The sequence below is a fragment of the Hallerella succinigenes genome (assembly GCF_002797675.1).
GTDB lineage: Bacteria > Fibrobacterota > Fibrobacteria > Fibrobacterales > Fibrobacteraceae > Hallerella > Hallerella succinigenes.
Genome location: NZ_PGEX01000001.1, coordinates 2984548 through 3005930, shown reverse-complemented (window position 1 = coordinate 3005930; position 21383 = coordinate 2984548). Strand labels below are relative to the sequence as shown.

The 21383-nt window shown below is 47.3% G+C and carries 25 protein-coding genes; 17 read left to right on the top strand and 8 right to left on the bottom strand.

Annotation, left to right across the window (positions count from 1 at the left end):
• Window positions 1-76 precede the first annotated feature (76 nt).
• Window positions 77-1006 (bottom strand): lysylphosphatidylglycerol synthase transmembrane domain-containing protein, encoded by a 930-nt coding sequence (locus tag BGX16_RS13930; protein WP_100426598.1) that lies wholly within the window; start codon window positions 1004-1006, stop codon window positions 77-79.
• A gap of 26 nt (window positions 1007-1032) precedes the next feature.
• Here BGX16_RS13930 and BGX16_RS13925 point away from each other — a divergent pair, with 26 nt between their 5' ends.
• Window positions 1033-2010 (top strand): glycosyltransferase family 2 protein, encoded by a 978-nt coding sequence (locus BGX16_RS13925; RefSeq protein WP_241899566.1) that lies wholly within the window; start codon window positions 1033-1035, stop codon window positions 2008-2010.
• A gap of 484 nt (window positions 2011-2494) precedes the next feature.
• Here BGX16_RS13925 and BGX16_RS13920 read toward each other — a convergent pair whose 3' ends face one another.
• Window positions 2495-2911, bottom strand: coding sequence for a putative toxin-antitoxin system toxin component, PIN family (locus BGX16_RS13920; RefSeq protein WP_277352375.1), 417 nt, complete (start codon window positions 2909-2911; stop codon window positions 2495-2497).
• A 2-nt stretch (window positions 2912-2913) separates the two neighbouring features.
• Complete coding sequence (locus BGX16_RS13915) at window positions 2914-3141, bottom strand: hypothetical protein (RefSeq protein ID WP_072813531.1); 228 nt, start codon at window positions 3139-3141, stop codon at window positions 2914-2916.
• Window positions 3142-3551: 410 nt separating this feature from the next.
• On the opposite strand from BGX16_RS13915, the gene BGX16_RS14750 reads away from it, so the two are divergent.
• The 13 genes from BGX16_RS14750 (at window position 3552) to BGX16_RS13840 (ending at window position 10506) form a co-directional block, all read left to right on the top strand.
• Entirely contained in the window at window positions 3552-3815 is a 264-nt protein-coding gene (locus BGX16_RS14750) for an integrase core domain-containing protein (protein ID WP_157798074.1), read from the top strand.
• 61 nt (window positions 3816-3876) lie between these two features.
• Entirely contained in the window at window positions 3877-4467 is a 591-nt protein-coding gene (locus BGX16_RS13905) for a hypothetical protein (RefSeq protein WP_100426595.1), read from the top strand.
• A 278-nt stretch (window positions 4468-4745) separates the two neighbouring features.
• The gene (locus BGX16_RS13900; RefSeq protein WP_157798073.1) at window positions 4746-5258 is read left to right on the top strand and encodes a hypothetical protein; all 513 of its coding nucleotides are present in this window, start codon (window positions 4746-4748) and stop codon (window positions 5256-5258) included.
• Window positions 5246-5476 carry a hypothetical protein gene (locus BGX16_RS13895; protein WP_100426593.1) on the top strand — a complete coding sequence of 77 codons (231 nt, stop codon included), beginning with the start codon at window positions 5246-5248 and terminating at the stop codon, window positions 5474-5476. Before BGX16_RS13900 ends, BGX16_RS13895 begins: the two co-directional genes overlap by 13 nt.
• Window positions 5473-6252: a hypothetical protein gene (locus tag BGX16_RS13890; RefSeq protein WP_100426592.1), complete on the top strand. Its 780-nt coding sequence runs from the start codon at window positions 5473-5475 to the stop codon at window positions 6250-6252. The genes BGX16_RS13895 and BGX16_RS13890 overlap by 4 nt, the downstream gene beginning before the upstream one ends.
• Window positions 6253-6748: 496 nt before the next feature.
• The gene (locus tag BGX16_RS13875) at window positions 6749-7261 is read left to right on the top strand and encodes a hypothetical protein (protein ID WP_157798072.1); all 513 of its coding nucleotides are present in this window, start codon (window positions 6749-6751) and stop codon (window positions 7259-7261) included.
• A complete protein-coding gene (locus BGX16_RS13870; protein WP_100426588.1) occupies window positions 7249-7476 on the top strand; it encodes a hypothetical protein in 228 nt (75 codons plus the stop codon). Before BGX16_RS13875 ends, BGX16_RS13870 begins: the two co-directional genes overlap by 13 nt.
• Window positions 7476-8267, top strand: coding sequence for a hypothetical protein (locus BGX16_RS13865; protein WP_100426587.1), 792 nt, complete (start codon window positions 7476-7478; stop codon window positions 8265-8267). The genes BGX16_RS13870 and BGX16_RS13865 overlap by 1 nt, the downstream gene beginning before the upstream one ends.
• A complete protein-coding gene (locus tag BGX16_RS13860) occupies window positions 8249-8485 on the top strand; it encodes a hypothetical protein (protein WP_157798071.1) in 237 nt (78 codons plus the stop codon). Before BGX16_RS13865 ends, BGX16_RS13860 begins: the two co-directional genes overlap by 19 nt.
• Window positions 8482-9234: a hypothetical protein gene (locus BGX16_RS13855; protein WP_100426585.1), complete on the top strand. Its 753-nt coding sequence runs from the start codon at window positions 8482-8484 to the stop codon at window positions 9232-9234. The genes BGX16_RS13860 and BGX16_RS13855 overlap by 4 nt, the downstream gene beginning before the upstream one ends.
• The gene (locus tag BGX16_RS13850; protein WP_100426584.1) at window positions 9222-9452 is read left to right on the top strand and encodes a hypothetical protein; all 231 of its coding nucleotides are present in this window, start codon (window positions 9222-9224) and stop codon (window positions 9450-9452) included. Before BGX16_RS13855 ends, BGX16_RS13850 begins: the two co-directional genes overlap by 13 nt.
• Window positions 9449-10234: a hypothetical protein gene (locus tag BGX16_RS13845; protein WP_100426583.1), complete on the top strand. Its 786-nt coding sequence runs from the start codon at window positions 9449-9451 to the stop codon at window positions 10232-10234. Before BGX16_RS13850 ends, BGX16_RS13845 begins: the two co-directional genes overlap by 4 nt.
• Entirely contained in the window at window positions 10222-10506 is a 285-nt protein-coding gene (locus BGX16_RS13840) for a hypothetical protein (protein WP_100426582.1), read from the top strand. Before BGX16_RS13845 ends, BGX16_RS13840 begins: the two co-directional genes overlap by 13 nt.
• A 301-nt stretch (window positions 10507-10807) precedes the next feature.
• On the opposite strand, the gene BGX16_RS13835 is transcribed toward BGX16_RS13840, so the two are convergent.
• From BGX16_RS13835 to BGX16_RS13815, 5 genes are all read right to left on the bottom strand, one after another.
• Window positions 10808-11224 (bottom strand): PIN domain-containing protein, encoded by a 417-nt coding sequence (locus tag BGX16_RS13835; protein ID WP_100426581.1) that lies wholly within the window; start codon window positions 11222-11224, stop codon window positions 10808-10810.
• Window positions 11214-11429, bottom strand: a complete 216-nt coding sequence (locus tag BGX16_RS13830) for a hypothetical protein (protein WP_100426580.1) — start codon at window positions 11427-11429, stop codon at window positions 11214-11216. Before BGX16_RS13830 ends, BGX16_RS13835 begins: the two co-directional genes overlap by 11 nt.
• Window positions 11430-11547: 118 nt before the next feature.
• Window positions 11548-14295, bottom strand: a complete 2748-nt coding sequence (locus BGX16_RS13825) for a valine--tRNA ligase (RefSeq protein WP_100426579.1) — start codon at window positions 14293-14295, stop codon at window positions 11548-11550.
• Between the two features lie 58 nt (window positions 14296-14353).
• Window positions 14354-14842: a type II toxin-antitoxin system MqsA family antitoxin gene (locus tag BGX16_RS13820; protein WP_100426578.1), complete on the bottom strand. Its 489-nt coding sequence runs from the start codon at window positions 14840-14842 to the stop codon at window positions 14354-14356.
• Window positions 14843-15169, bottom strand: coding sequence for a type II toxin-antitoxin system MqsR family toxin (locus BGX16_RS13815; RefSeq protein ID WP_100426577.1), 327 nt, complete (start codon window positions 15167-15169; stop codon window positions 14843-14845).
• Window positions 15170-15433: 264 nt separating this feature from the next.
• Between BGX16_RS13815 and BGX16_RS13810 the strand changes: the two genes are divergently transcribed.
• From BGX16_RS13810 to BGX16_RS13800, 3 genes are read left to right on the top strand one after another with little or no spacing between them, the layout of a single operon-like run.
• The gene (locus BGX16_RS13810) at window positions 15434-16426 is read left to right on the top strand and encodes an FRG domain-containing protein (RefSeq protein ID WP_157798070.1); all 993 of its coding nucleotides are present in this window, start codon (window positions 15434-15436) and stop codon (window positions 16424-16426) included.
• Window positions 16426-16713, top strand: a complete 288-nt coding sequence (locus tag BGX16_RS13805) for a hypothetical protein (RefSeq protein WP_100426575.1) — start codon at window positions 16426-16428, stop codon at window positions 16711-16713. Before BGX16_RS13810 ends, BGX16_RS13805 begins: the two co-directional genes overlap by 1 nt.
• A 10-nt stretch (window positions 16714-16723) precedes the next feature.
• Window positions 16724-21379, top strand: a complete 4656-nt coding sequence (locus BGX16_RS13800) for an InlB B-repeat-containing protein (RefSeq protein WP_100426574.1) — start codon at window positions 16724-16726, stop codon at window positions 21377-21379.
• Window positions 21380-21383 lie beyond the last annotated feature (4 nt).

Genomic DNA, 21383 nt, shown 5'->3' with positions numbered 1-21383 from the left:
TCAAACTAGCATTCTTTATGGAAATTGAGATGTAAATTTTCGTTCTTAATTATTGAAAAAGAGCCATAAAAGGCTCTTATCCCGCTTTAGAATGCTTTTTCTGAATCGCAAAGACCACGGCTCCCTGACACACTTGAAAGAGTAGAAGGATATAGCCCAAAAGTCCTGCCGAAAGCACAATGTCCGCAGGGATTCCGAGGAGGCCTGTATAAAGGCTTATCTGGACGCCTTCACGAATCCCGATCCCGTTGATCGAAATCGGAATCATCGAAACGATAATGATAATTCCCGAAAATACGGTGACTGCCGCCCAGGAAACCGGATGCCCGATCGCCATAAAGTACAGGCAGTTTGTCGCAATCGTAATCAGCTGCAGCCAAATGGAATCCATCACCGCAAAAAAAAGAATGCCTTTATGCTTGCGGTAAATGGCAAGACTGTTCTGCAACTTCGCCACGAACGGCACACGCTTCGAAATAATGTCCAAATGGAACTTGTCCGAAAAAAGGCATAACACGGTCGCCGCAATGCATAATCCGCACATGCAAATCATCGTCACATGGTAAACCGAAGGAATTGCTTTTTGAAGGCTCAAAAACGGGATCGCGCAAAAGAAACAAACGAACAAAGCGAGCAATCCTAGAATGCGCGAAATCAAAATGGACGCCACCGATTGAGAAGTTTGACCATAGCGCTTTCCAAAAGCGACGGATTTTACGACGTCGCCGCCAAAACCTCCCGGCAAAAGGTTGTTAAAGAAATAACCGAGAGCGATATAGGCGTAGTAACTGCGGTAGGGAATTTCCGGTCCTTCGATGGACATCTTCTTCCAACGGTTCGCCTGAATCAACATGCCTAGTTCCGTGAGTATAAGCATCGGAATCAGCCACGGAAGAACCGACAAATTCCAGTTCTTGGAAATATCAGAAAAAGGCACACGTGAAAAGACAAAGATCAAGCCGCCGACGCTGACCACCAATTTGAGAATTGTCTTTATCTTTTGCATAGTTGCAAAAATAGTATTTTTTACGCATGAACCAAATGGAAGTCGGAATCATCAATTATAACGGTGGAGAAGAACTCGTCCGCTGTGTCAAAAGCTTGACCGCGCAATCGTTCCCGGTTCGCGTCTTCGTTTATGACAACGCCTCCGCCGATCATTCCCTCGAATTGCTTGAGCAGTCGGGTGAACCTTGCGAAATCATCCGTTCAACAAAGAACCGCGGCTACGCAGGGGCTTGCAATGGACTCCGCGAACACATGACTTCCGACATCCAGGTTCTTTGCAACATGGATCTGGATTTTGACAAGGATTGGGCAAAGAATCTTTTCGCCTGTTTTGAAGCGCATCCCGAAGCTGCATCCGTGGCAAGCCTTGTCATGGAACGTTCTGGTTTTGTGAACGCGATTGGTGTTCTCTTTGGAGAAGACCTTTTTGCCGAAAACGAAGGCTCCGGAAAAGACGAGAAGGATACGGATATCCGCGAAAAGGAAGTCTTTGGCTGCTACGGCGCCGTGATGGCGTTCCGCAAGGAGTGTGCAGATAAGGTAGGCGAGCTTGACGAATCCTTCTTCCTCTTCTTTGAAGAATCCGAATGGTATTTCCGCTTTAATCTTTGCGGATTCAAGACCTTCTTCTGCCCATGTGCCAAGGTTTTCCACGATCGTTCCCTCACTACGGTCCGTTATTCGCCTCGAAAGCTTTATTTCTCGGAACGAAACCGGTTGCGTTCTGCGGTCCGCTTGCTGCCCGTTTCAAGCCTTGTCCGCTTGCCGGTCATTGCATTCAAGCGTTACCTTCGTATGGCCAAGGGTGGCGTTCCAAAACAATCGAGCGACGGCAAAAAGCTTTCCAAGGTTTCAATCTGCAATGCGCTTTTCAAAGCTTGGATTGAAGCGATCTTCGCCATTCCTCGGGAGTGGGGGATTCGAAACTCTTACGAAGAACGCTACGGCAACGTACAAAATAAGATGCTCGAAATCTTAAAGCGTTATCCGTTGCAGAAATAATTAGTTCAGTTGGGCTTTATAAAGCCAAGCTCAATTGTAGTTACAAACCAACGCTTCGATTCGGACACAAAACGCCTACCTAACCGAAAAGGATACTGAAAAATCCACTTTTTGTGCGTGATTTTACAGAAAAGGACTGGCTTAATCCTTTGCCGTCCCTAGGGAAAAAGAAGATGACGCTCGCGGAAAGGACGGGCATCGGCCCGGCGGCGGTCATCCGGTTCTTTTCCCGACGAGGAACTCTATCCCGATGCCCGCGCCCGCATCATCCACGACAACGGCAAGGTTGCACTCGGCTATCGGGTACCTGCCCCCCGATGAAGTTTTTGCGGGCAGGATGGAAGATCTGCTTAACGAACGGAGAGAAAAATGTATCATGCAGTCAAGGACCGTCAGGCCTACTGGAAATCCCAGCCGACATGATGGACTATCTTATTAGCTTTGCCAAAAATGTCCAAGTTCAACTTGGGTGGGACAAAATCCTTTACATCTCGTCCGCGAGTTCTTTGGAAAATTCTTGAATGGATCGAACTGAGACCAGCGGAAAGTCGATGCTCTTCAGAATGTCGAAATGTCGATCGTTAGAAACGATGTATTCTGCCATTCCGCAGATAGCACAATCAACGAACTTGTTGTCGTCTGGATCTTGCGTAATCAAGTTGAAACGCCAAGTAGGAGTTGTTCTCACAAGGTTCGGGCGATTGGTTAAGGCTTCCATTAAAATGGTTGCCATGCGACTTGAAATCTTCTGGGAAACAATTTCTTCGTACTCAAGAAGTATCTCTGGCGATACGCAAATTTCCAAGTCCCCGTTCAAGAATTCGGTCCATATTTGATGATATGGACTTTTAGACGGGAGGCTCATCAACAGGCAGTTTGTATCAAGGCAAATGCGGCGCAAGGTTATACTTTGGAATAAGGGGTTCTCCAGTGTTCTTTGCCAATCTGCTCAATAGCGTCTGCACCTAGCACGCCATCATCCCACAGAGCGTCTGCTTCTTCTTGAACCTTCTTGGCATAGTAATCAGCTAGAACAGCCTTCAAATCCTGTAAGGCTTCTGCATCTTTGCAAAAGGAAAACATCTCAAGAAGATGTATCTGAGTCGGATTTAGCGTTTGTGCTGCTGCCATGGTGGTCCTCCACTCTAAATATACCTTTTTCACCCCATAAAGGCAAGTTTTAGGGGAGTTCATTCCAAGTTGGAGTATTTTTTTGTTTGGAAAAATTGGACCATGCAGGAGTTTAATAAGAGGATAGCTACAACTCCGAGACAAGGGAACAAGTCATCAAACCGGTCCTGAAAGGCGAAAAGTCAACAAGCCGAGTATCGTGACCCAGGCAAACTTATTTGCCTATGGGCATGATTGAGGCGCAAGGGCAAATGCGACGCCATGTACAGCGAGAACCTGGTGCAGCGGAACTTCGATCCCGACAGCCTGAACGCAGTCTCGGCCGTCGACATCACCTACGTCAAGGCTGCGCTTGGGTGGGTGTACCTTGCCGTAGTAGAGTTATCGACCGTGGCGTGCAGTACAGTAGCATGGGCTACCGCACGATGCTCTCGGAGAACGGGATAACGCCCTCGATGAGCGCCCCGGGCTGCCCCTATGACAACGCTTGCACGGAAAGCTTCTTCGCAAGCTTCAAGAAGGAGCTGGCCTACAGGTGTGACTTCAAGGACATCGAAGAGGTGCGGGAGGCCGTTTTCAGGTACATCGAACTGTTCTACAACCGGAAACGGCTCCATAGTTCGCTGGGATACATGACTCCGGTTGAATATAGGCTGTCAAAACAGGCTGCCTAGACCACAAGGGTATGCCACTTAACAAGAAAAAAGGATATATTTAACTTAACCGGTAATGAATATGGTCATTCATGAACCCACTATTAGAAAACTTACAAATCCAAAAGCCTTTATCCTTCAATTAAAAACACTGTGGCCGCACCGTGTTGCCGAACTTCCGGCAATGCAAAGTGCAGGGCTTGTCACCAAAGAAATCGCCAACAATGAAAGTTACACCTTGAAAGACGGCGACCGTTTTCAGACATTAAAAGTGAGTCCCGGCGGAACGCTTTTTGTGGAACCCGGAGAAATTTCCATTGGAAATATTCAGTTGGAATCCGGCAGCAAAGTGCTATTCATCAATCCGGGAATGCAGACAATTTTGCATTTACACGGCGGCGTTATTTGGCGGGCAAGAACGTTGAACGACGACTTGGAAAAAGTCGCCAAAGGCTTCAAGCTCATTCAGCACGGAAGCGAAACGATGACGGTAGAAGGGATGTGGGCGGATACGATTTTTGCCCCGAACGTCGATTTGGTTTTGGGCCAGTCGAGTAAAAAGCTCTACGGGCGTTTTCTCGGAAAAAATGTAACGGTTCACCAATATACACAAGTTTACGGCATTCCGTTTGTCCCGGAAATGAACACAGCAATCGCTAGGAGGGGGAGATGAAAAAAATAGCGTCCCTGTTCTTTTGCGTTTTGACTTGTTCGTCTTTTTCTTTAGGGCAGCCTCTTGTAGGCGATTTGTATTTTACTTCGTTGAAAATAGATTCTGTACAAATGCCCAAAGCCTGTGAAATGTATTCCTCATATTTCTTGTCCGATTCCTCATCCAAGAAATTTAATGAAGACTGCTCTTCGGATTCAGAAGGTATAGGCTTTCACTCTTTGTTAGACTCTACTGTATTTATTTATTTTCGCGGCGATGAAAAAAGACAATACTTGGACTTGGCTAGAGCTTTTCAAAATTGCGTCGGCCCGTATCCGGAAGACAGTACGGTGGGAACGCCGGGAACGCACCAGTTCAGCGAAGTGATGATGTTTGAACTTTTACGATTTCAAGAATGCGGGATAATTAATATACAGCGGGATTCGCTTGAGTTGCTTCTGGTGTCCGCCATTGCGCAGATAAAAGCAAAAAACAAAAAATGTCCGGATTTGGATTGGGGCTCTTATGGAGAAAATAGCGGAGCCCAGTGGCTGTTCGGCCCCGGCTGTTGCTCGCTTGTGGAGTCTCCCTCGGCGATTTCCAACATTTTGAAAATTTCGCGGGATATTCGCGCGGAGAAGGTTTCGGCGGGAAAATTTCGTTTGTCGGGAGTCCCTCTCGGCATGGATGTTTCCGTTTTCGATTTGAACGGGAAGTTGCTCCTGCGCAAAAATTTCGACGGCGGCTTTTTGGAAATCCCGAACGTTCCTGCGGTTGTCCGGGTACATGGGAATTGGTTATGGATGAAATAAATTTTTGTGCGCTTTTGGCTAGCAGCCTCAACGCCGCGGTTGTCGTTGAAACGCGGAATGAGCAAGCTTCAAATGTCGATTTAGTTTTAGGCCAGTCGAGTAAAAAGCTCTACGGGCGTTTCTTCGGCAAGAACGTAACTGTTCACCAATATACACAAGTTTACGGCATTCCGTTTGCCCCGGAAATGAACACAGCAATAGCTAGGAGGGGAAGATGAAAATGCGAGTGTTGAATTCTTTACTATTTTGCGTCCCTTGTTTTTGCTGTGCATTTTCGCCTCATTTCGGAGATTTTGATTTTGATTTTTTAAAAGTGGATACTTCAAAAAGTACAGAAAATATTTGCGAAATATACGCTGACGCTTTTGTCGACAGTTCTCAAAAAAACTACTTTTTAGAGAACTGTTTTCATGAAGGTGGGGAAGTTGGATTTTTGTCGATATTAGATTCAACTGTTGCTTTGTATATTTCAGCAATCAATACAGAGAAACCTTCTTTTTTTATGACAAGAAATCAGCAAGCATGCGTGGGCGCTTCTCTTGCTGACTTGGAAACAACGGGGATTCCCGGGACGCATCAATTCAGCGAAGTTTTAATTTTTGAGCTTTTACGTTTCCAGGAACTTGGCGTTATTAAAAACAATCGCGATAGTTTTGAACTCCAATTAAACGAAACAGTGACGAAAATGATTGAGAAAAATGATTATTGTGTTGATTTGGAGTTTTCGGATGGTGTAATCGGCCCCGGCTGCTGCTCGCTTGTGGAGTCTCCCTCGGCGATTTCCCGCATTTCGAAAGTTTCGCAGGGCGTTCGTGCGGAAAAAGTCTCGGCGGGAAAGTTCCGTTTGTCGGGAGTCCCTCTCGGCATGGAAGTTTCCGTTTTCGATTTGAACGGGAAGTTGCTTCTGCGCAAAAATTTCGACGGCGGCTTTTTGGAAATCCCGAACGTTCCTGCGATCGCCCGGGTGCATGGGAATTGGTTATGGATGAAATAAATTTTTGTGCGCTTTTGGCGAGCAGCCTCAACGCCGCGGTTATCGTTGAAACGCGGAATGAGCAAACTTCAAACGCCGATTTGATTCTCGGACAATCGAGCAAATCCCTCTACGGGCGTTTTCTCGGAAAAAATGTAACGGTTCACCAATATACACAAGTTTACGGCATTCCGTTTGTCCCGGAAATGAACACAGCAATCGCTAGGAGGGGAAGATGAAAAAAATAGCGTCCCTGTTCTTTTGCGTTTTGACTTTTTCGTCTTTTTCTTTAGGGCAGCCTCTTGTAGGCGATTTGTATTTTACTTCGTTGAAAATAAATTCTGTACAAATGCCCAAAGCCTGTGAAATGTATTCCTCATATTTCTTGTCCGATTCCTCATCCAAGAAATTTAATGAAGACTGCTCTTCGGATTCAGAAGGTATAGGCTTTCACTCTTTGTTAGACTCTACTGTATTTATTTATTTTCGCGGCGATGAAAAAAGACAATACTTGGACTTGGCTAGAGCTTTTCAAAATTGCGTCGGCCCGTATCCGGAAGACAGTACGGTGGGAACGCCGGGAACGCACCAGTTCAGCGAAGTGATGATGTTTGAATTTTTACGATTTCAAGAATGCGGGATAATTAATATACAGCGGGATTCGCTTGAGTTGCTTCTGGTGTCCGCCATTGCGCAGATAAAAGCAAAAAACAAAAAATGTCCGGATTTGGATTGGGGTTCTTATGGAGAAAATAGCGGAGCCCAGTGGCTGTTCGGCCCCGGCTGCTGCTCGCTTGTGGAGTCTCCCTCGGTGATTTCCAACATTTTGAAAATTTCGCGGGATATTCGCGCGGAAAAAGTCTCGGCGGGAAAATTTCGTTTGTCGGGAGTCCCTCTCGGTATGGAAGTTTCCGTTTTCGATTTGAACGGGAAGTTGCTCCTGCGCAAAAATTTCGACGGCGGCTTTTTGGAAATCCTGAACGTTCCTGCGGTTGTCCGGGTACATGGGAATTGGTTATGGATGAAATAAATTTTTGTGCGCTTTTGGCGAGCAGCCTCAACGCCGCGGTTGTCGTTGAAACGCGGAATGAGCAAGCTTCAAACGCCGATTTGGTTTTGGGCCAGTCGAGTAAAAAGCTCTACGGGCGTTTCCTCGGCAAGAATGTAACGGTTCACCAATATGCGCAGGTTTACAGCATTCCGTTTGCCCCGGAAATGAACACAGCAATAGCTAGGAGGAAGTGATGAAAAAAATAGCGTCTCAGTTCTTTTGCGTACTAACTTTTTTCTCGTTTTCTGTGGGGCAACCTCTTATTAACGATTTGGGTTTTGCTTCGCTAAAAATCGATTCCTCCGCGATGGAATCGGCTTGCGAAATCTATGCCCAATATTTTGTGGATTCGTCACAAAAAGAGAAATTCATTTACGATTGTGCGGACAGGAATGGCATTGGTTTCAATTCCCTATTGGATTCCACCGTTCGTATTTATTTTACAGGTGACGAAACAGAACAAATTTTGGAGATGACGCGAATTTCGCAAAATTGTGTTGGCCCGTATCCGGAAGACAGTACGGTGGGAACGCCGGGTACGCACCAGTTCAGCGAAGTGATGATGTTTGAACTTTTACGATTTCAAGAATGCGGGATAATTAATATACAGCGGGATTCGCTTGAGTTGCTTCTGGTGTCCGCCATTGCGCAGATAAAAGCAAAAAACAAAAAATGTCCGGATTTGGATTGGGGTTCTTATGGAGAAAATAGCGGAGCCCAGTGGCTGTTCGGCCCCGGCTGCTGCTCGCTTGTAGATTCTTCCACAGCGATTTCCCGCATTTCGAAAGTTTCGCAGGGCATCCGCGCGGAGAAGGTTTCGGCGGGAAAATTTCGTTTGTCGGGAGTCCCTCTCGGCATGGAAGTTTCCGTTTTCGATTTGAACGGGAAGTTGCTCCTGCGCAAAAATTTCGACGGCGGCTTTTTGGAAATCCCGAACGTTCCTGCGGTCGCCCGGGTGTATGGGAATTGGTTTTGGATGAAATAAATTTTTGTGCGCTTTTGGCGAGCAGCCTCAACGCCGCGGTTGTCGTTGAAACGCGGAATGAGCAAGCTTCCAATGTCGATTTGGTTTTGGGCCAGTCGAGTAAAAAGCTCTACGGGCGTTTCCTCGGCGAGAACGTGACTGTTCACCAATATACACAAGTTTACGGCATTCCGTTTGCCCCGGAAATGAACACAGCAATCGCTAGGAGGGGAAGATGAAAAAGATATTGTTTTTGGGAATTCTATTGATCGATTTGGCTTTAGCAACTCCCCCGGAAACGAAGTATTTTTCGAATTTTGAATTCGTCAATTACGAAAATATTCCGAAAGCCTGCGAAACGATAATGCAGCTGCCTACTTTTGACGACGGGGCAAACTGCGACAACGACTTTTCCATTTATTATAGATCGCCGTTGGATTCCACGGTGTCGTTCGGATTTATGTTTTATGAAAATTCTATTTGGATAAATCGTAATACGCAAGTTTGTGAAGGAGACGCCTTTGGGCATGTTACGGTAGGCCAAAGCGGGACGCTGCAATTCAGTGAAGTTTTTCTAGCGGAGTTTTTGCGGCTTCAGGAATTGGGTGTGGTCGACATGGAAAAAGATTCCGCCGAAGCGTTTGTTCTAAGCGTGATAGATTCGTTGAAAGTGGGAAATAAAGGCTATTGTGACGATATCGATAAGGCTTACGGAATTTACACAATGCTACCAAATTATAGCTGCTGCTCGCTTGTGGAGTCTCCCTCGGTGATTTCCAACATTTTGAAAATTTCGCGGGATATTCGCGCGGAGAAGGTTTCGGCGGGAAAATTTCGTTTGTCGGGAGTCCCTCTCGGCATGGAAGTTTCCGTTTTCGATTTGAACGGGAAGTTGCTTCTGCGCAAAAATTTCGACGGCGGCTTTTTGGAAATCCCGAACGTTCCTGCGATCGCCCGGGTGCATGGGAATTGGTTATGGATGAAATAAATTTTTGTGCGCTTTTGGCGAGCAGCCTCAACGCCGCGGTTGTCGTTGAAACGCGGAATGAGCAAGCTTCAAACGCCGATTTGGTTTTGGGCCAGTCGAGTAAAAAGCTCTACGGGCGTTTCCTCGGCAAGAACGTGACTGTTCACCAATATACACAAGTTTACGGCATTCCGTTTGCCCCGGAAATGAACACCGCAATCGCTAGGAGGGGAAGATGAAAAAAGTTTGGAGTCTTTTAATCTCTGTTGGAACGTATTTTTCTTATGCTTTAGACTTCAGTCCGGAGACATTGGATTTGGTTTTCCATTCGTTAAAAATGGATGAAAATCAAATTACGGAATCTTTTTGCGACTCGATTGAATCGCTCTGGGTCAAAAAAATGGGAAAATTGTGTGAATCGTCAACCAACTCGATAGCGTACAACGCTCCCGCGGACGAATCCGTTTATCTGGAAATGGAAAGAAGCGACTCGTTGCTGACCATTCGACTGTACCGGGAATACCAAATCTGTATTGATCCTTTTCTTTCGCCATCCGAAGTTTCGGGAAATTCTGGGAAACTGCAATTTAGCGAAGTTCTAAAAATAGAATTGTTGAGAATGCAGTCTTTTGGAATTATAAAAATGCAGCAGGACTCTCTTGAGAATTTTTTACAAGAAAAAATAGAATTGATGAAGGCTGTGGGAAAGTGTGAAGACATTGACGGTGTTTCTTTTTTTGAAGAAAACGGCGCCGAATGGACAATCGGCCCCGGCTGCTGCTCGCTTGTGGATTCTTCCACAGCGATTTCCCGCATTTCGAAAGTTTCGCAGGGCGTCCGCGCGGAGAAGGTTTCGGCGGGAAAATTTCGTTTGTCGGGAGTCCCTCTCGGCATGGAAGTTTCCGTTTTCGATTTGAACGGGAAGTTGCTCCTGCGCAAAAATTTCGACGGCGGCTTTTTGGAAATCCCGAACGTTCCTGCGGTCGCCCGGGTGCATGGGAATTGGTTATGGATGAAATAAATTTTTGTGCGCTTTTGGCGAGCAGCCTCAACGCCGCGGTTGTCGTTGAAACGCGGAATGAGCAAGCTTCAAACGCCGATTTGGTTTTGGGCCAGTCGAGTAAAAAGCTCTACGGGCGTTTCCTCGGCAAGAACGTGACTGTTCACCAATATGCGCAGGTTTACGGCATTCCGTTTGCCCCGGAAATGAACACAGCAATCGCTAGGGGGGGGATAAAAAAAGTTTGGAGTCTTTTAATCTCTGTTAATATTTTTAATAGAAAAGGTCAATAGGGTGCTCTGTGCTCGCAAAAAGAGGTGCTCTAGGAGCACCTCTTTATAATCTATGCTCCGGAAGCTATTTTGGGATTAGAGGTCCTTTCTATTTGTGGCTCAATATATGCGGCTCATAAATATAATAAGACTCTTTTGGAAGATGCTTTGAAATCAAAAATGGGAGCGCCTTCGTCACAGAATAATATCCTGTTATAGGGAAAATGTTTTGTCAAAAAAAATATCATTAAATCTTTTATAAGTAAAAAGAGGTGTTCTAAGAACACCTCTTTTGAATTGGAAAATTTTTTAATGGCAAATCCTATTTAAACGGATTTACAATTTTTACGCCGTTGACGGTTTGCCCATCATTGAGGTCTTCAGAATAAACGGTTGAACATCCACAGGATTTTGCGGATGCCAAGATGAGAGAATCCCAAAACGATAGTTGGGATGCATCGCTGATGTCAATTGCCGTCAAGACGTCATTTACGGTGTTGCTGTGAACCGGGATGATGTCGGAAAACTGCTTGACAAATAATCCTGCATCCTTCTTTGATGCAATCAATTTCTTGGTGGCTGCGTTGTAAAATTCTTGTAGGGTCTGCGTTGAAATAATGGCATCCTCGTTTCGAACTAAAGAGACGATTAAATCTCTCGCAACCTTTTGTTTAATCTTGTCTTTTTCGTCAACGGAATATACGAGGATGTTCGTGTCTAGGAAACAACTAGCGGTCATAAAGGTCCTCGCGACTCCAGGACTTTCCGTTGGAGTTTAAGTGGAGCCGGTCCGCCATGCTGAAAAGACTGTCTAAGGAGTTGCTTTTCTTAGTTTCGGCAGGCACTTTTAATTTTTCCAGAAGGATGGAAATGACGAAAATCGTCTCCTCTTTGGAGAGGGACGCTGCTCGTTTGGTAAATTCTGCGAGCATGGCTTCAGACATAAGAAACCTCCGTTTTCATTACCAATATATATTTTTGACAATGATAGTCAATAGACCGACATGAGGGAATAAAAAAGAGGTGCTTCAGAAGCACCTCTTTGTGTAATAATATGAGCGACTAGCGCAATTCTTCGAGAGCCTTCTCGTTCTTAGCAATGATATCTTGCTGCGTAGCGAGCTTGGTGCGTTCGGCGTTCACGACGGCTTCGGGGGCACCGCTCACGAACTTTTCGTTCGAGAGTTTGCGTTCAATCGAAGCGGCGAATGCCTTGGCCTTCTCGATTTCTTTTTCGAGGCGGGCGATTTCTGCGGCCGGGTCGAGAATGCCTTCGAGCGGGATGTAAAGTTCGCCACCGGGCACCACGGCGCTCGCGCTGAACTTCGGCTTCACGGCCTTCACGGCGACGCTCAGGTCAGAAAGACCCGAAAGTTCGGTGATGATAGCCATGCAGTCTTTCACGCTGGCTTCTGTTGCGGCGTCGTCCACGCTCACTACGGCGCTCAGCTTGGTGGCGGGGCTCACGTTGTAGCGGCCACGCACGCCACGCACGCTTTCCACCACGGCGAATGCCTGGTCGAATGCGGCTTCGATCTTGGCGTCAATGAGCGATTCGTCTGCCTTGGGCCATGCGCGGCTGATCACCATTTCGCTACCCTGGAACAGGATACTGTTGAGCTCTTCGGTAATGAACGGCATCACCGGGTGGAGCAGGTCGAGCACGTTCTTCAGCACGTAGCTGAGGATGGCCATCGCGTTCTTCTTTTCGGCGGTGAGCGTTTCGCTGTTGATCACGGACTTCTTGATTTCTAGGTAGCTGGAGCAGACGTCGTCCCACACGAAGCGGTACAGGAACCCGGCGAGTTCGGCGAAGTGGTATTCTTCGAGCATGCGGGTGGCGTCCTTGATGGTCGTCTGCAGGCGGCTCAAAATCCACTTGTCTTCGAGCGCGAACAAGCTCTTGTCTATCGGGAGTTCGGCGGCAAGAGCGCCGGCCTGTTCGAGCTGCGGGTAAAGGAAGCGGCAGGCGTTCCACAGCTTGTTGCTGAAGTTACGGCCGATTTCGAACTTTTCGCTGGTGTTGATTTCGCGTCCATCCGGCTGCTTTTCCTTCTTCACCGGCAGGCGCACGTCCTGGTTGTCGGTGCAGAGGCTTGCCATCACAAAGCGCAGAGCGTCGGTGCCGTACTTCTCTTCGATATCCATCGGGTCCACGCCGTTGCCCTTGGACTTGCTCATGGTCTGGCCATTGCCGTCTAGAATCTTCGGATGGATGTACACCGTGTGGAACGGGACCGTGCCCATGTTCTCTTGGCTAAAGAGCACCATGCGGGCAACCCACAGCGTAATGATGTCGCGGCTCGTCACCAGCACGCTGGTGGGGTAGTAGCGCTTGAGCGTGTCGGTGTTTTCCGGCCAACCCATGGTAGAATGCGGCCACAAACCGCTGGAGAACCACGTGTCGAGCACGTCTTCTTCCTGCTTGAGTTCGTGACCCGGCACCGCATCGGGCTTCAGGTCTTCTTCCTGGCTGCACACGAGGTAGCCACCGTTTTCGGCCTTGTAGAAGTAGATGTCGTCGCGGCCCGCAAATGCGGCCTTCAGTTCGTCTTCGCTAGCATCGGTGTGCCAGATAGGAATGCGGTGGCCCCACCAGAGCTGACGGCTGATGCACCAGTCGCGCTTTTCGGCGAGCCAGTCCAGGTACTTGTTGGCGTAGCGTTCGGGGATAATCTTGATCTCACCGGATTTTACGGCATTCATCGCGTTTTCGGCGAGCACGTCCATCTTCACGAACCACTGGTCGCTGAGGTACGGCTCGATCACAGTCTTGGAACGGTCGGAGTGTCCCACGTCCATTTCGTGGTCTTCCACCTTAATGAGGAGTCCGAGTTCTTCGAGACCTGCCACCACGGCGTCGCGGGCGGCCTGGCCCTTGAGACCCTGGAACTTGCCGGCGTTCTCGTTCAGGCTGCCGTCATCGTTCATGATGTTGATCATCGGGAGCTTGTGACGGAGGCCCGTCGCATAGTCGTTCGGGTCGTGTGCGGGCGTCACCTTCACGGAACCCGTACCGAAGTCCTTGTCCACCAAGATGGCGTCGGCAATCACCGGAATTTCACGGTCAACAAACGGCACTTTCAGCATCTTGCCGATGAACTGCGCATAGCGTTCGTCGTTCGGGTGCACGGCGAGGGCGGTATCGCCCATGATGGTTTCCGGACGGGTCGTCGAAACGGGGATAAATCCCGAACCGTCGGCCAGGGGGTACTTGAACGTCCAGAAGTGGCCCTTCACGTGTTCGTAATAGATTTCGTCATCGGCAACGGCGGTTTGGAGCTTGGTATCCCAGTTCACCAGGCGCTTGCCGCGGTAAATGAGGCCCTTCTTGAACAAGTTGAAGAAAGCGTGGCGCACGGCCTTCGCGCAGACCGGGTCCAGCGTGAAGCGCTGACGGCTCCAGTCGCAGCTGACGCCCAGGCTCTTGAGCTGCTTGGTGATACGGGCTTCGTATTCGTCCTTCCATTTCCAGATGCGTTCCACCAAGGCTTCTCGACCGATGTCATGACGCGTCTTGTGTTCGTCTTGGAAAAGTCGCTTTTCGACCACGGCCTGCGTAGCGATGCCCGCGTGGTCCGTACCCGGAATCCACAGCGTGTCGCGGCCCGTCTTACGGCGGTAGCGTACCAAAATATCCTGGAGCGTATCGTTCAGCGCATGTCCCAGATGGAGCGCGCCGGTAACGTTCGGGGGCGGAATCACGACCGAGAACGGTTCGCCCTTTCCGCTGGGTGCAAAACTGTTGTTCTCAGCCCAGGTCTCATGCCAACGGGCTTCCACATCTTTAGAATTGTAACGAGTTTCCATAATTTATTTCCACAAATAATTTCTTAATGTGGGCAAATTTAGAAAAAAACAGTGAACTTCACGAACGAGATGTCTTTGAACAGGACGAACTCTTGTCTTTTTTTACCTGATAAGCACTTTTGGCTTCGCAGGCGCAGATTGCTTTTTGATTTGTTAGAATGGCCATGGCGTCCGAGGAATCCCGCAGGATGCGAAGCAGGTTGTCCATGGAACGGCTCTGTGTCACGGTTCCTTTTTCGTACTTGGCAAAGGCCTTCGGTCCGCCACCTACGATTTCTGCAAATTCTTCCTGGGAGTAACCGAACTTCTTGCGAATTTCTACGATTTCCTGGGGCTGCAATAAGCCCTCCACTTCCCGGTAGAGAGCGTCGAGTTTTTTGTTGATTGGTCCGACGCGTTCCTCGTCAATGAATTCCTCGCCACATCCGGTACAATGGAAAATTGGAAGGTTGTTTACGGTGATGGATTTACCCTTGTAGGTGTAGGTTTCTTTTACTTTTTTTCGGATCACTTTTGCGCTGCAAATGGGACATTCTTTGATAATCATTTATAGCTCCTTGAACGAAATGACAACTCCGTTTCCATTTTTTGTTATTTGAATTTTGATGTACAGCTTTACGCAAGAACCATCTGCTTTTTTGTCGGAGGAATGATAAACATCTTGCCAAAGAGTTGTGTCAGCGTCGGTTGTCATAGTCTTGTATATTTCGTTACTCCTTAATTTGCATACGCGTTCAACGATGGAATCTTCGTCTGTGTATCCTAGCAGAACGGCAGTCTGTTTAGAAGATCGTGTAACAAATCTTTTGTCTTTGTCCTGGAGCAGTTTTTTAATCAACTCCAAATCATAGTGTGCTTTGCCGAGGTGTTCCATTCAGAAAGCCTCCTCAAACGCAAAAGAATCTGTCTTGATTGAAATATAGATATAAATGTACCATAATGGTACTTTTTGCAGGTAATATTTTTGCATTTATCCTCCTGTCGCTACATGCTGAAAAGCGACGGTTTTGTGCTTCGGTTTTGCTTATCTAAAAATCAGAAATCGGTTTGAAATCTGCGCGAATTTCGCCGCAATCAAATGTACACACAAATTCTTGTCACAAAGTGTCAAAATGGTGGCAAAAGTCATGAATCTTCTGTGAAAATTACCGAAAAAAGTCAAGTTTTTTGCCGTTTTCGGCAAAAATACTTGACATTGTTTTTTTTTGTTTACATTCAAATCGTGCGCACGATTCATTCCATTGCAGAACTTTTGGACTGCCTGAAACAGATAGAACGCGAAGGCCTGGAGGGCCATCGTGAAAATGTCTGTTATTATTACCGAGGTGAAGCGGAGGACTATGGCCCGACGGGAGCGACCCCTTGTATTGCAAGAAATGATCGCTTGAAAAAGGAAACGAAGATTTTCCGCGAGGCAGAACGGCGCTTGCCCGACGAATTTGCCGCCTGCAGGTCAACTTTTGAAAAACTTGTCTTGATGCAACATTACCAAGTCCCCACTCGTCTTTTGGATATTACCACAAGTGCGCTGCAGGCTGTGTTTTTTGCTTGCTACAACGATCCTGATTACGGTATGAGTAACGAAAAAGAAGGCTGTAGGGATGGGGTTATATATGTCTACGAAGTTCCTGAAGACAAAATCAAGAACTACCATTCCGACGCGGTTAGCATTTTGGCAAATATTGCGGTGTATCAGCACGAAGACAATCTGGACATTCGCAATCTTGATGCAGACGAGGAACATGACCGCAAAAAGTTCAATGAAAGTGGACCTATAAAGTACCTGCTCCATGAAATCAAGGCCGAAAAGCCTCATTTTGAGGGATGGATAAAAAAACAAGATATGGAAAGCATCTTCTGCGTCCATCCTTTGCTGAATAACCCCCGGATCCGGGCACAGCAAGGTGCGTTTATGATTTATGGCATTGATGGCGATCGTACCAAACTCGCACAATGGAAGGATAACCCTCGTAACGGAATGATTCGCCGAAAAATCAGGATTCCCGCAGAAGCTAAGGAACCGTTGCTCAAGGAATTGCGAATGCTGAGTGTGACCATTGATGTGGTCTATCCCGATTGGAAAGGAACAAAGCAAAGACTGGATTCAAAAGAATTTTTGAAGGAGATGTGATGTTTAAGATTGAAGGTTATGTGGAGACTATCTCTTCGGATGGGTGTTTTACAATCCGGGGCGGGGATGGATTCAGTCTGGAAAAGGACGGAAAGAAGTACAATGTGTTTTGGAATGGCGATAAACCTTGCGAACCCATTGCAGAATCCGAAGGGCTAAAGGTACCTAATGACTGGCGTCAGTGGGAATACCAGATGCTTGTTGCCGCGAAGTTAAGTCATCAAAAGGTTGAAGTCCAAGTGAGTTGCGAAAACCGCACATGTGTGACAAAGGTGACATTAAAATAAAGGGGACGATATGACAAAATTAACGAAAATTCTAGCGATGCTGCTTTTTGTGGCTACCAGCTCCTTTGCCAATTGGCTTGGGGGCACCAGTGAACCCGAAAACACCAAGAAGATTGATGGCAAGGTGTTTTACCAGATTACCACGCCCGAGGAACTGGCCTGGTTTGCGGTGCAGGTGAATTCGGGCAAGTCCACCATAAATGCCCAGCTGGCTAACGACATTGTGCTGTGGGACACGGAGGTTACCGATAAAAGCGGAACCACCCGCTGGAAGGCCATAGGCGATACTTCGACCCGTGCCTTTGACGGTATTTTTGATGGAAATGGCCATAAGATCAGTGGCCTGTATGTGAATGATACGCTGGCAGCTAAGGCGGACTCCATTAGCCGGGGCCTATTTGGTGTCGTGGGTGAAAATGGAGTGGTTAAGAATTTAAGCGTGGATAATGCTTATGTGTACGCCCATGTTGATTCTACAAAATCAAAAAAACGTTATGGTAACATTGGCGGGCTAGTTGGCAAAAATAAAGGAACCATAGAAAATGTTTCTTATGATGGAACTGTGTTGACTTATTTGAATGGATATTACAGTTCTTCTACATATTATGCGTATGGTTATGTTGGTGGAATTGCCGGATACAATACCGGAAGTGTCAAGGGAGCCACGGTGTCTGGCTCGGTAAAGCACTCTGTCGGCTCGAACTACGTCAGTTATGTTGGTGGGGTTGTCGGTTATGAGGCTGGAGGCAAGTTTATTGAAAATTCTAAAAATAAGGCTGATGTTTTTGGTCAATATTCTGGAGGCGTAGCCGGTTATGTGAATGCTGCCGCCACCATCGGCAACTGCAGCAATAGCGGCGCTGTGTCAGGTTCTTCTTCCGGCGGCATAGCTGGTTATGTGTATGCCGCAGCTACTATCAGCAACTGCACCAATAGCGGCGCTGTGTCAGGTTCTTCTTCCGGCGGCATAGCCGGTGATGTGAATGCCGCAGCTACTATCAGCAACTGCACCAATAGCGGTGCCGTGTCAGGTTCTTCTTCTTCCGGTGGTATAGCCGGTGATGTGAATGCCGCAGCTACTATCAGCAACTGCACCAATAGCGGCGCCGTAACGGCTTCAGGTTCTTCTTCTTATTCTTATTCCGGCGGCATAGCCGGTTATGTGTATGCAGCCGCCACTATTAGCAACTGTAGCAATAGCGGCTCCGTGACGGCAACTACTACTTCTTCTTCTTATGATGATTCTTATTCCGGTGGCATTGTAGGTTTTTTTATAAATTCAAAGGGCTTAGTTTCCACTTGTGTTAATTTGGGCAAGGTTTTTTCTTCAACAAAGTATACAGGAACATCAACGAATACAAACTCAACTTTGTTTAGAATTGCCTATGCCGGAGGTATTGCTGGTTATAGTGCCTCCCAAATTACAGATTCCCACAACCTTGCTGATGTGGAAGCTGTTGCGACCTCTGCTGTAAAATATTACGCAAATAAATACTATGTAGGTGGTATTGTCGGCTATACTTCGGGTATAGTACAGAATGTCTACAGCGCCGCTGAAAATATTGTGGGCACAGCTACAGGTGGTAATGGTAATGTAGCCCGTAGGGGTGCTTTGTTTGGCTTAATCGCCAGTGGTGCAAGCACAAAGAATGCATATTTCGATACCAAGGTAGCCGACCTTTCTGCCGCAGTAGGCGTCGATTCGTCTTCAGCAAATACGGTTAATGTGGGGGGCCTTTCTACTGCCAATATGCAGCGCGACCAGTTCGCTTGGCAGCTGAATACTATGGCCAGTTCCCAGGAAAATTCAAAAATCTGGAGCCGTGCAAATGGCTATCCGATTTTTGCCGATGCAAACAATCTTCCGACCATGCGTGTTACCTTTGACGATGATGGCGCTTCTACCCGTAAGTACACCAACAACAAGGGAATTGTATCTATGCCCGATGATCCTGAACCTGCTTCGGGTTACAAGTTTGTTTCTTGGGTCAAGGAAAACGGGGACGTGTTTACTGGCAAGCAGAAAGTTTCTGCTGATATGACTGTCTCTGCCTTGTATGCTTCTAGTGCAGAACAGAAATACGTGGTGTCTTTCGAATATCCCGAAGACAATGAAATCGCGGCTCTCGTTACAGGTGCAGATGGCTTGTTGGAATCCATTCCCGAAGCTCCCGCCGCAGAAGAAGGCTACTATTTCAAGGGCTGGTTCGATGAAAATCTTACCCGAGTCGATTCAAAGACGGTATTTACAGAAAATACCACAGTCAAGGCTTTGTATGGGGAACTCCTGGACTTGAGTTATACAGTTACCTTCAAGAATGTGGATGGCACTGTTCTACAAAGTTCTGCAGTTCAATACGGCAATGTGCCTGTGTACGCAGGCGATGCGCCTACGCTTGCGGCTACAGCCCAGTACACCTACACCTTTGCCGGTTGGGATGCAACACTGATTCCTGTCACAGAGGAAGTCGTTTACACGGCAACTTACGATGCCACCATCAATAAGTACACAGTCCAGTTCCTGAACTACGATAATTCAGTTCTGCAGGAAGAACTGCTTGCCTACGGAACTATGCCTGCTTATAAGGGCGAAAATCCGGAACGCGAATCTACGGTAGCATTTAACTATACATTCAAGGGCTTCGATAAAACTATTGCCAGCGTGGTTGGCGATGCCACATACATTGCGGAATTTGATGCAACGCCTGTTACTTACGAAGTCGTTTTTAAGAATGGTTCCGAAATTTTGAAAACCCAGTATGTGGAATACGGCAAGGCTGCTACAGCTCCTGCCTCGCCGACCCGAGAAGGCTATGTGTTCAACGGCTGGGACAAGAGCTTTAGTTCTGTGAAGTCTGCCCTGACGGTGAATGCTTTGTTTACTGCCGCACCGAAGCACCAGCTTATTGTCTATGTAGATGGTAAGGTTGAAATTTCTGAAGATGTTTACGAAGGTGCTTCCTATACTTTGCCCGAAGCTGCTGAAAAGCCTGGCTATACTTTTGTCGGCTGGTACGATAATAAGGGAAACTACTTAGGTCAACCGGGCGAAAGCATTACAATTTCAGCAGACATTTCCATTGAAGCCCGCTATAGTACCGTTTCTTACACCATTACCTTCGTGGATGAAGACGGTTCTGTAATAGAATCTGGTTCTGTTGAGTATGGTTCCATGCCCACAGCTCCGAAAGATCCGACCAAGGCTTCTACCGCCCAATACACCTACGAGTTTGCAGGCTGGACTCCGGAAATTACAACAGTCAAGGGCAATGCTGTTTATACAGCAACTTATAATGCTGTTGTTAGAAATTACACCGTTACATTCGCAGACGAAAACGGCAAGGCTCTTTCTAGTTCCAGTGTGGCCTATGGCAAAATGCCTACAGCACCTGCAACTGAACCGACAAAGGCTGCAACAGCCCAGTACAACTACACTTTCGCTGGTTGGACTCCTGAACTCGTGAAGGTTACAGACGATGCAACGTACAAGGCTACATTTACTTCAACCTTGAGAAATTACACCATCACCTTCGTCGATGAAGACGGTGTTGAAATTTCCAAGAGTACAGTCGCCTATGGCAAAACTCCTTCGGCGCCTGCTGATCCGTCCAAGGCATCTACGGCCCAGTACAGTTACGAATTTGCAGGCTGGTCTCCGGCTGTGACTGCTGTCAGTAGCAATACAACTTATACGGCAACCTATACCTCTAAGGTAAGGACCTACGAAATTGCATTTGTAGATGAAGACGGCTCTGAAATTTCTAAGAGTACAGTCGCCTATGGAAAGACTCCTGTTGCACCGGCGGATCCGACCAAGGCTTCTACAGCCCAATACATCTACGAATTTGCAGGCTGGACTCCGGAAATTACAACAGTCAAGGGCAAGGCAACTTACTCCGCGACCTATAACGCAGTGGCAAAGAGCTATACAGTCACCTTCGTCGATGAAGACGGTACTGAAATTTCTAAGAGTACAGTCGCCTATGGAAAGACTCCTGTTGCACCGGCGGATCCGACCAAGGCTTCTACAGCCCAGTACAGCTATGAATTTGCTGGCTGGACTCCGGGAATTGTCAAGGTAATAGGCGATGCCACCTATAAAGCTTCTTACAATAGCGTACTGAACGCTTATAAGGTAACCTTCCTGGATTATGACGGTTCCACACTCAAGTCTCAGAATGTAAAGTTCGGTGCTGCCGCTACCGCTCCTGCAGAACCTGAACGAGACGGCTACAAGTTTACCGGCTGGGATAAATCGTTTGATGAAATCGTGAAGAACACTGATGTAACCGCTCAATACGAAAAGCTTAGCTCTTCAAGCGTACAGAACTCCAGCAGCAGTTCCTCTAGTGCTCCGAAATCATCAAGTTCTAGCGAAAAGAGCGACAATTCCAGTTCTAGCGCAAAGCATGAAAGCTCCAGCTCCGAAAAGGGCGATGCAATTATCGAGATTGCTGGTGTTCCGCACTTCTCCGTAGAAATTGTGGGACGCAACGTTCAGATTAGCGCTGCAAGAATTGGATCCGCCTATATGGTTCTTGATATGCAGGGCCGCGTATTGAATCAGGGCCATGTGAATGTCGATAATTTCAATGTCGCTGTTCCCAGAGCAGGGAACTATCTGATTCGTATTGGCAATCAGACAAGAAATATAGTTGTCCACTAAAGAT

What these genes read in the sequence shown, in the direction of transcription:
- BGX16_RS13930 (WP_100426598.1), bottom strand. Translation starts at nt 1,006, where the DNA reads ATGCAAAAGATAAAGACAATTCTCAAATTGGTGGTCAGCGTCGGCGGC.
- BGX16_RS13925 (WP_241899566.1), top strand. Translation starts at nt 1,033, where the DNA reads ATGAACCAAATGGAAGTCGGAATCATCAATTATAACGGTGGAGAAGAA.
- BGX16_RS13915 (WP_072813531.1), bottom strand. Translation starts at nt 3,141, where the DNA reads ATGGCAGCAGCACAAACGCTAAATCCGACTCAGATACATCTTCTTGAG.
- BGX16_RS14750 (WP_157798074.1), top strand. Translation starts at nt 3,552, where the DNA reads ATGGGCTACCGCACGATGCTCTCGGAGAACGGGATAACGCCCTCGATG.
- BGX16_RS13905 (WP_100426595.1), top strand. Translation starts at nt 3,877, where the DNA reads ATGGTCATTCATGAACCCACTATTAGAAAACTTACAAATCCAAAAGCC.
- BGX16_RS13895 (WP_100426593.1), top strand. Translation starts at nt 5,246, where the DNA reads ATGGATGAAATAAATTTTTGTGCGCTTTTGGCTAGCAGCCTCAACGCC.
- BGX16_RS13890 (WP_100426592.1), top strand. Translation starts at nt 5,473, where the DNA reads ATGAAAATGCGAGTGTTGAATTCTTTACTATTTTGCGTCCCTTGTTTT.
- BGX16_RS13870 (WP_100426588.1), top strand. Translation starts at nt 7,249, where the DNA reads ATGGATGAAATAAATTTTTGTGCGCTTTTGGCGAGCAGCCTCAACGCC.
- BGX16_RS13865 (WP_100426587.1), top strand. Translation starts at nt 7,476, where the DNA reads ATGAAAAAAATAGCGTCTCAGTTCTTTTGCGTACTAACTTTTTTCTCG.
- BGX16_RS13855 (WP_100426585.1), top strand. Translation starts at nt 8,482, where the DNA reads ATGAAAAAGATATTGTTTTTGGGAATTCTATTGATCGATTTGGCTTTA.
- BGX16_RS13850 (WP_100426584.1), top strand. Translation starts at nt 9,222, where the DNA reads ATGGATGAAATAAATTTTTGTGCGCTTTTGGCGAGCAGCCTCAACGCC.
- BGX16_RS13845 (WP_100426583.1), top strand. Translation starts at nt 9,449, where the DNA reads ATGAAAAAAGTTTGGAGTCTTTTAATCTCTGTTGGAACGTATTTTTCT.
- BGX16_RS13840 (WP_100426582.1), top strand. Translation starts at nt 10,222, where the DNA reads ATGGATGAAATAAATTTTTGTGCGCTTTTGGCGAGCAGCCTCAACGCC.
- BGX16_RS13835 (WP_100426581.1), bottom strand. Translation starts at nt 11,224, where the DNA reads ATGACCGCTAGTTGTTTCCTAGACACGAACATCCTCGTATATTCCGTT.
- BGX16_RS13830 (WP_100426580.1), bottom strand. Translation starts at nt 11,429, where the DNA reads ATGTCTGAAGCCATGCTCGCAGAATTTACCAAACGAGCAGCGTCCCTC.
- BGX16_RS13825 (WP_100426579.1), bottom strand. Translation starts at nt 14,295, where the DNA reads ATGGAAACTCGTTACAATTCTAAAGATGTGGAAGCCCGTTGGCATGAG.
- BGX16_RS13820 (WP_100426578.1), bottom strand. Translation starts at nt 14,842, where the DNA reads ATGATTATCAAAGAATGTCCCATTTGCAGCGCAAAAGTGATCCGAAAA.
- BGX16_RS13815 (WP_100426577.1), bottom strand. Translation starts at nt 15,169, where the DNA reads ATGGAACACCTCGGCAAAGCACACTATGATTTGGAGTTGATTAAAAAA.
- BGX16_RS13805 (WP_100426575.1), top strand. Translation starts at nt 16,426, where the DNA reads ATGTTTAAGATTGAAGGTTATGTGGAGACTATCTCTTCGGATGGGTGT.
- BGX16_RS13800 (WP_100426574.1), top strand. Translation starts at nt 16,724, where the DNA reads ATGACAAAATTAACGAAAATTCTAGCGATGCTGCTTTTTGTGGCTACC.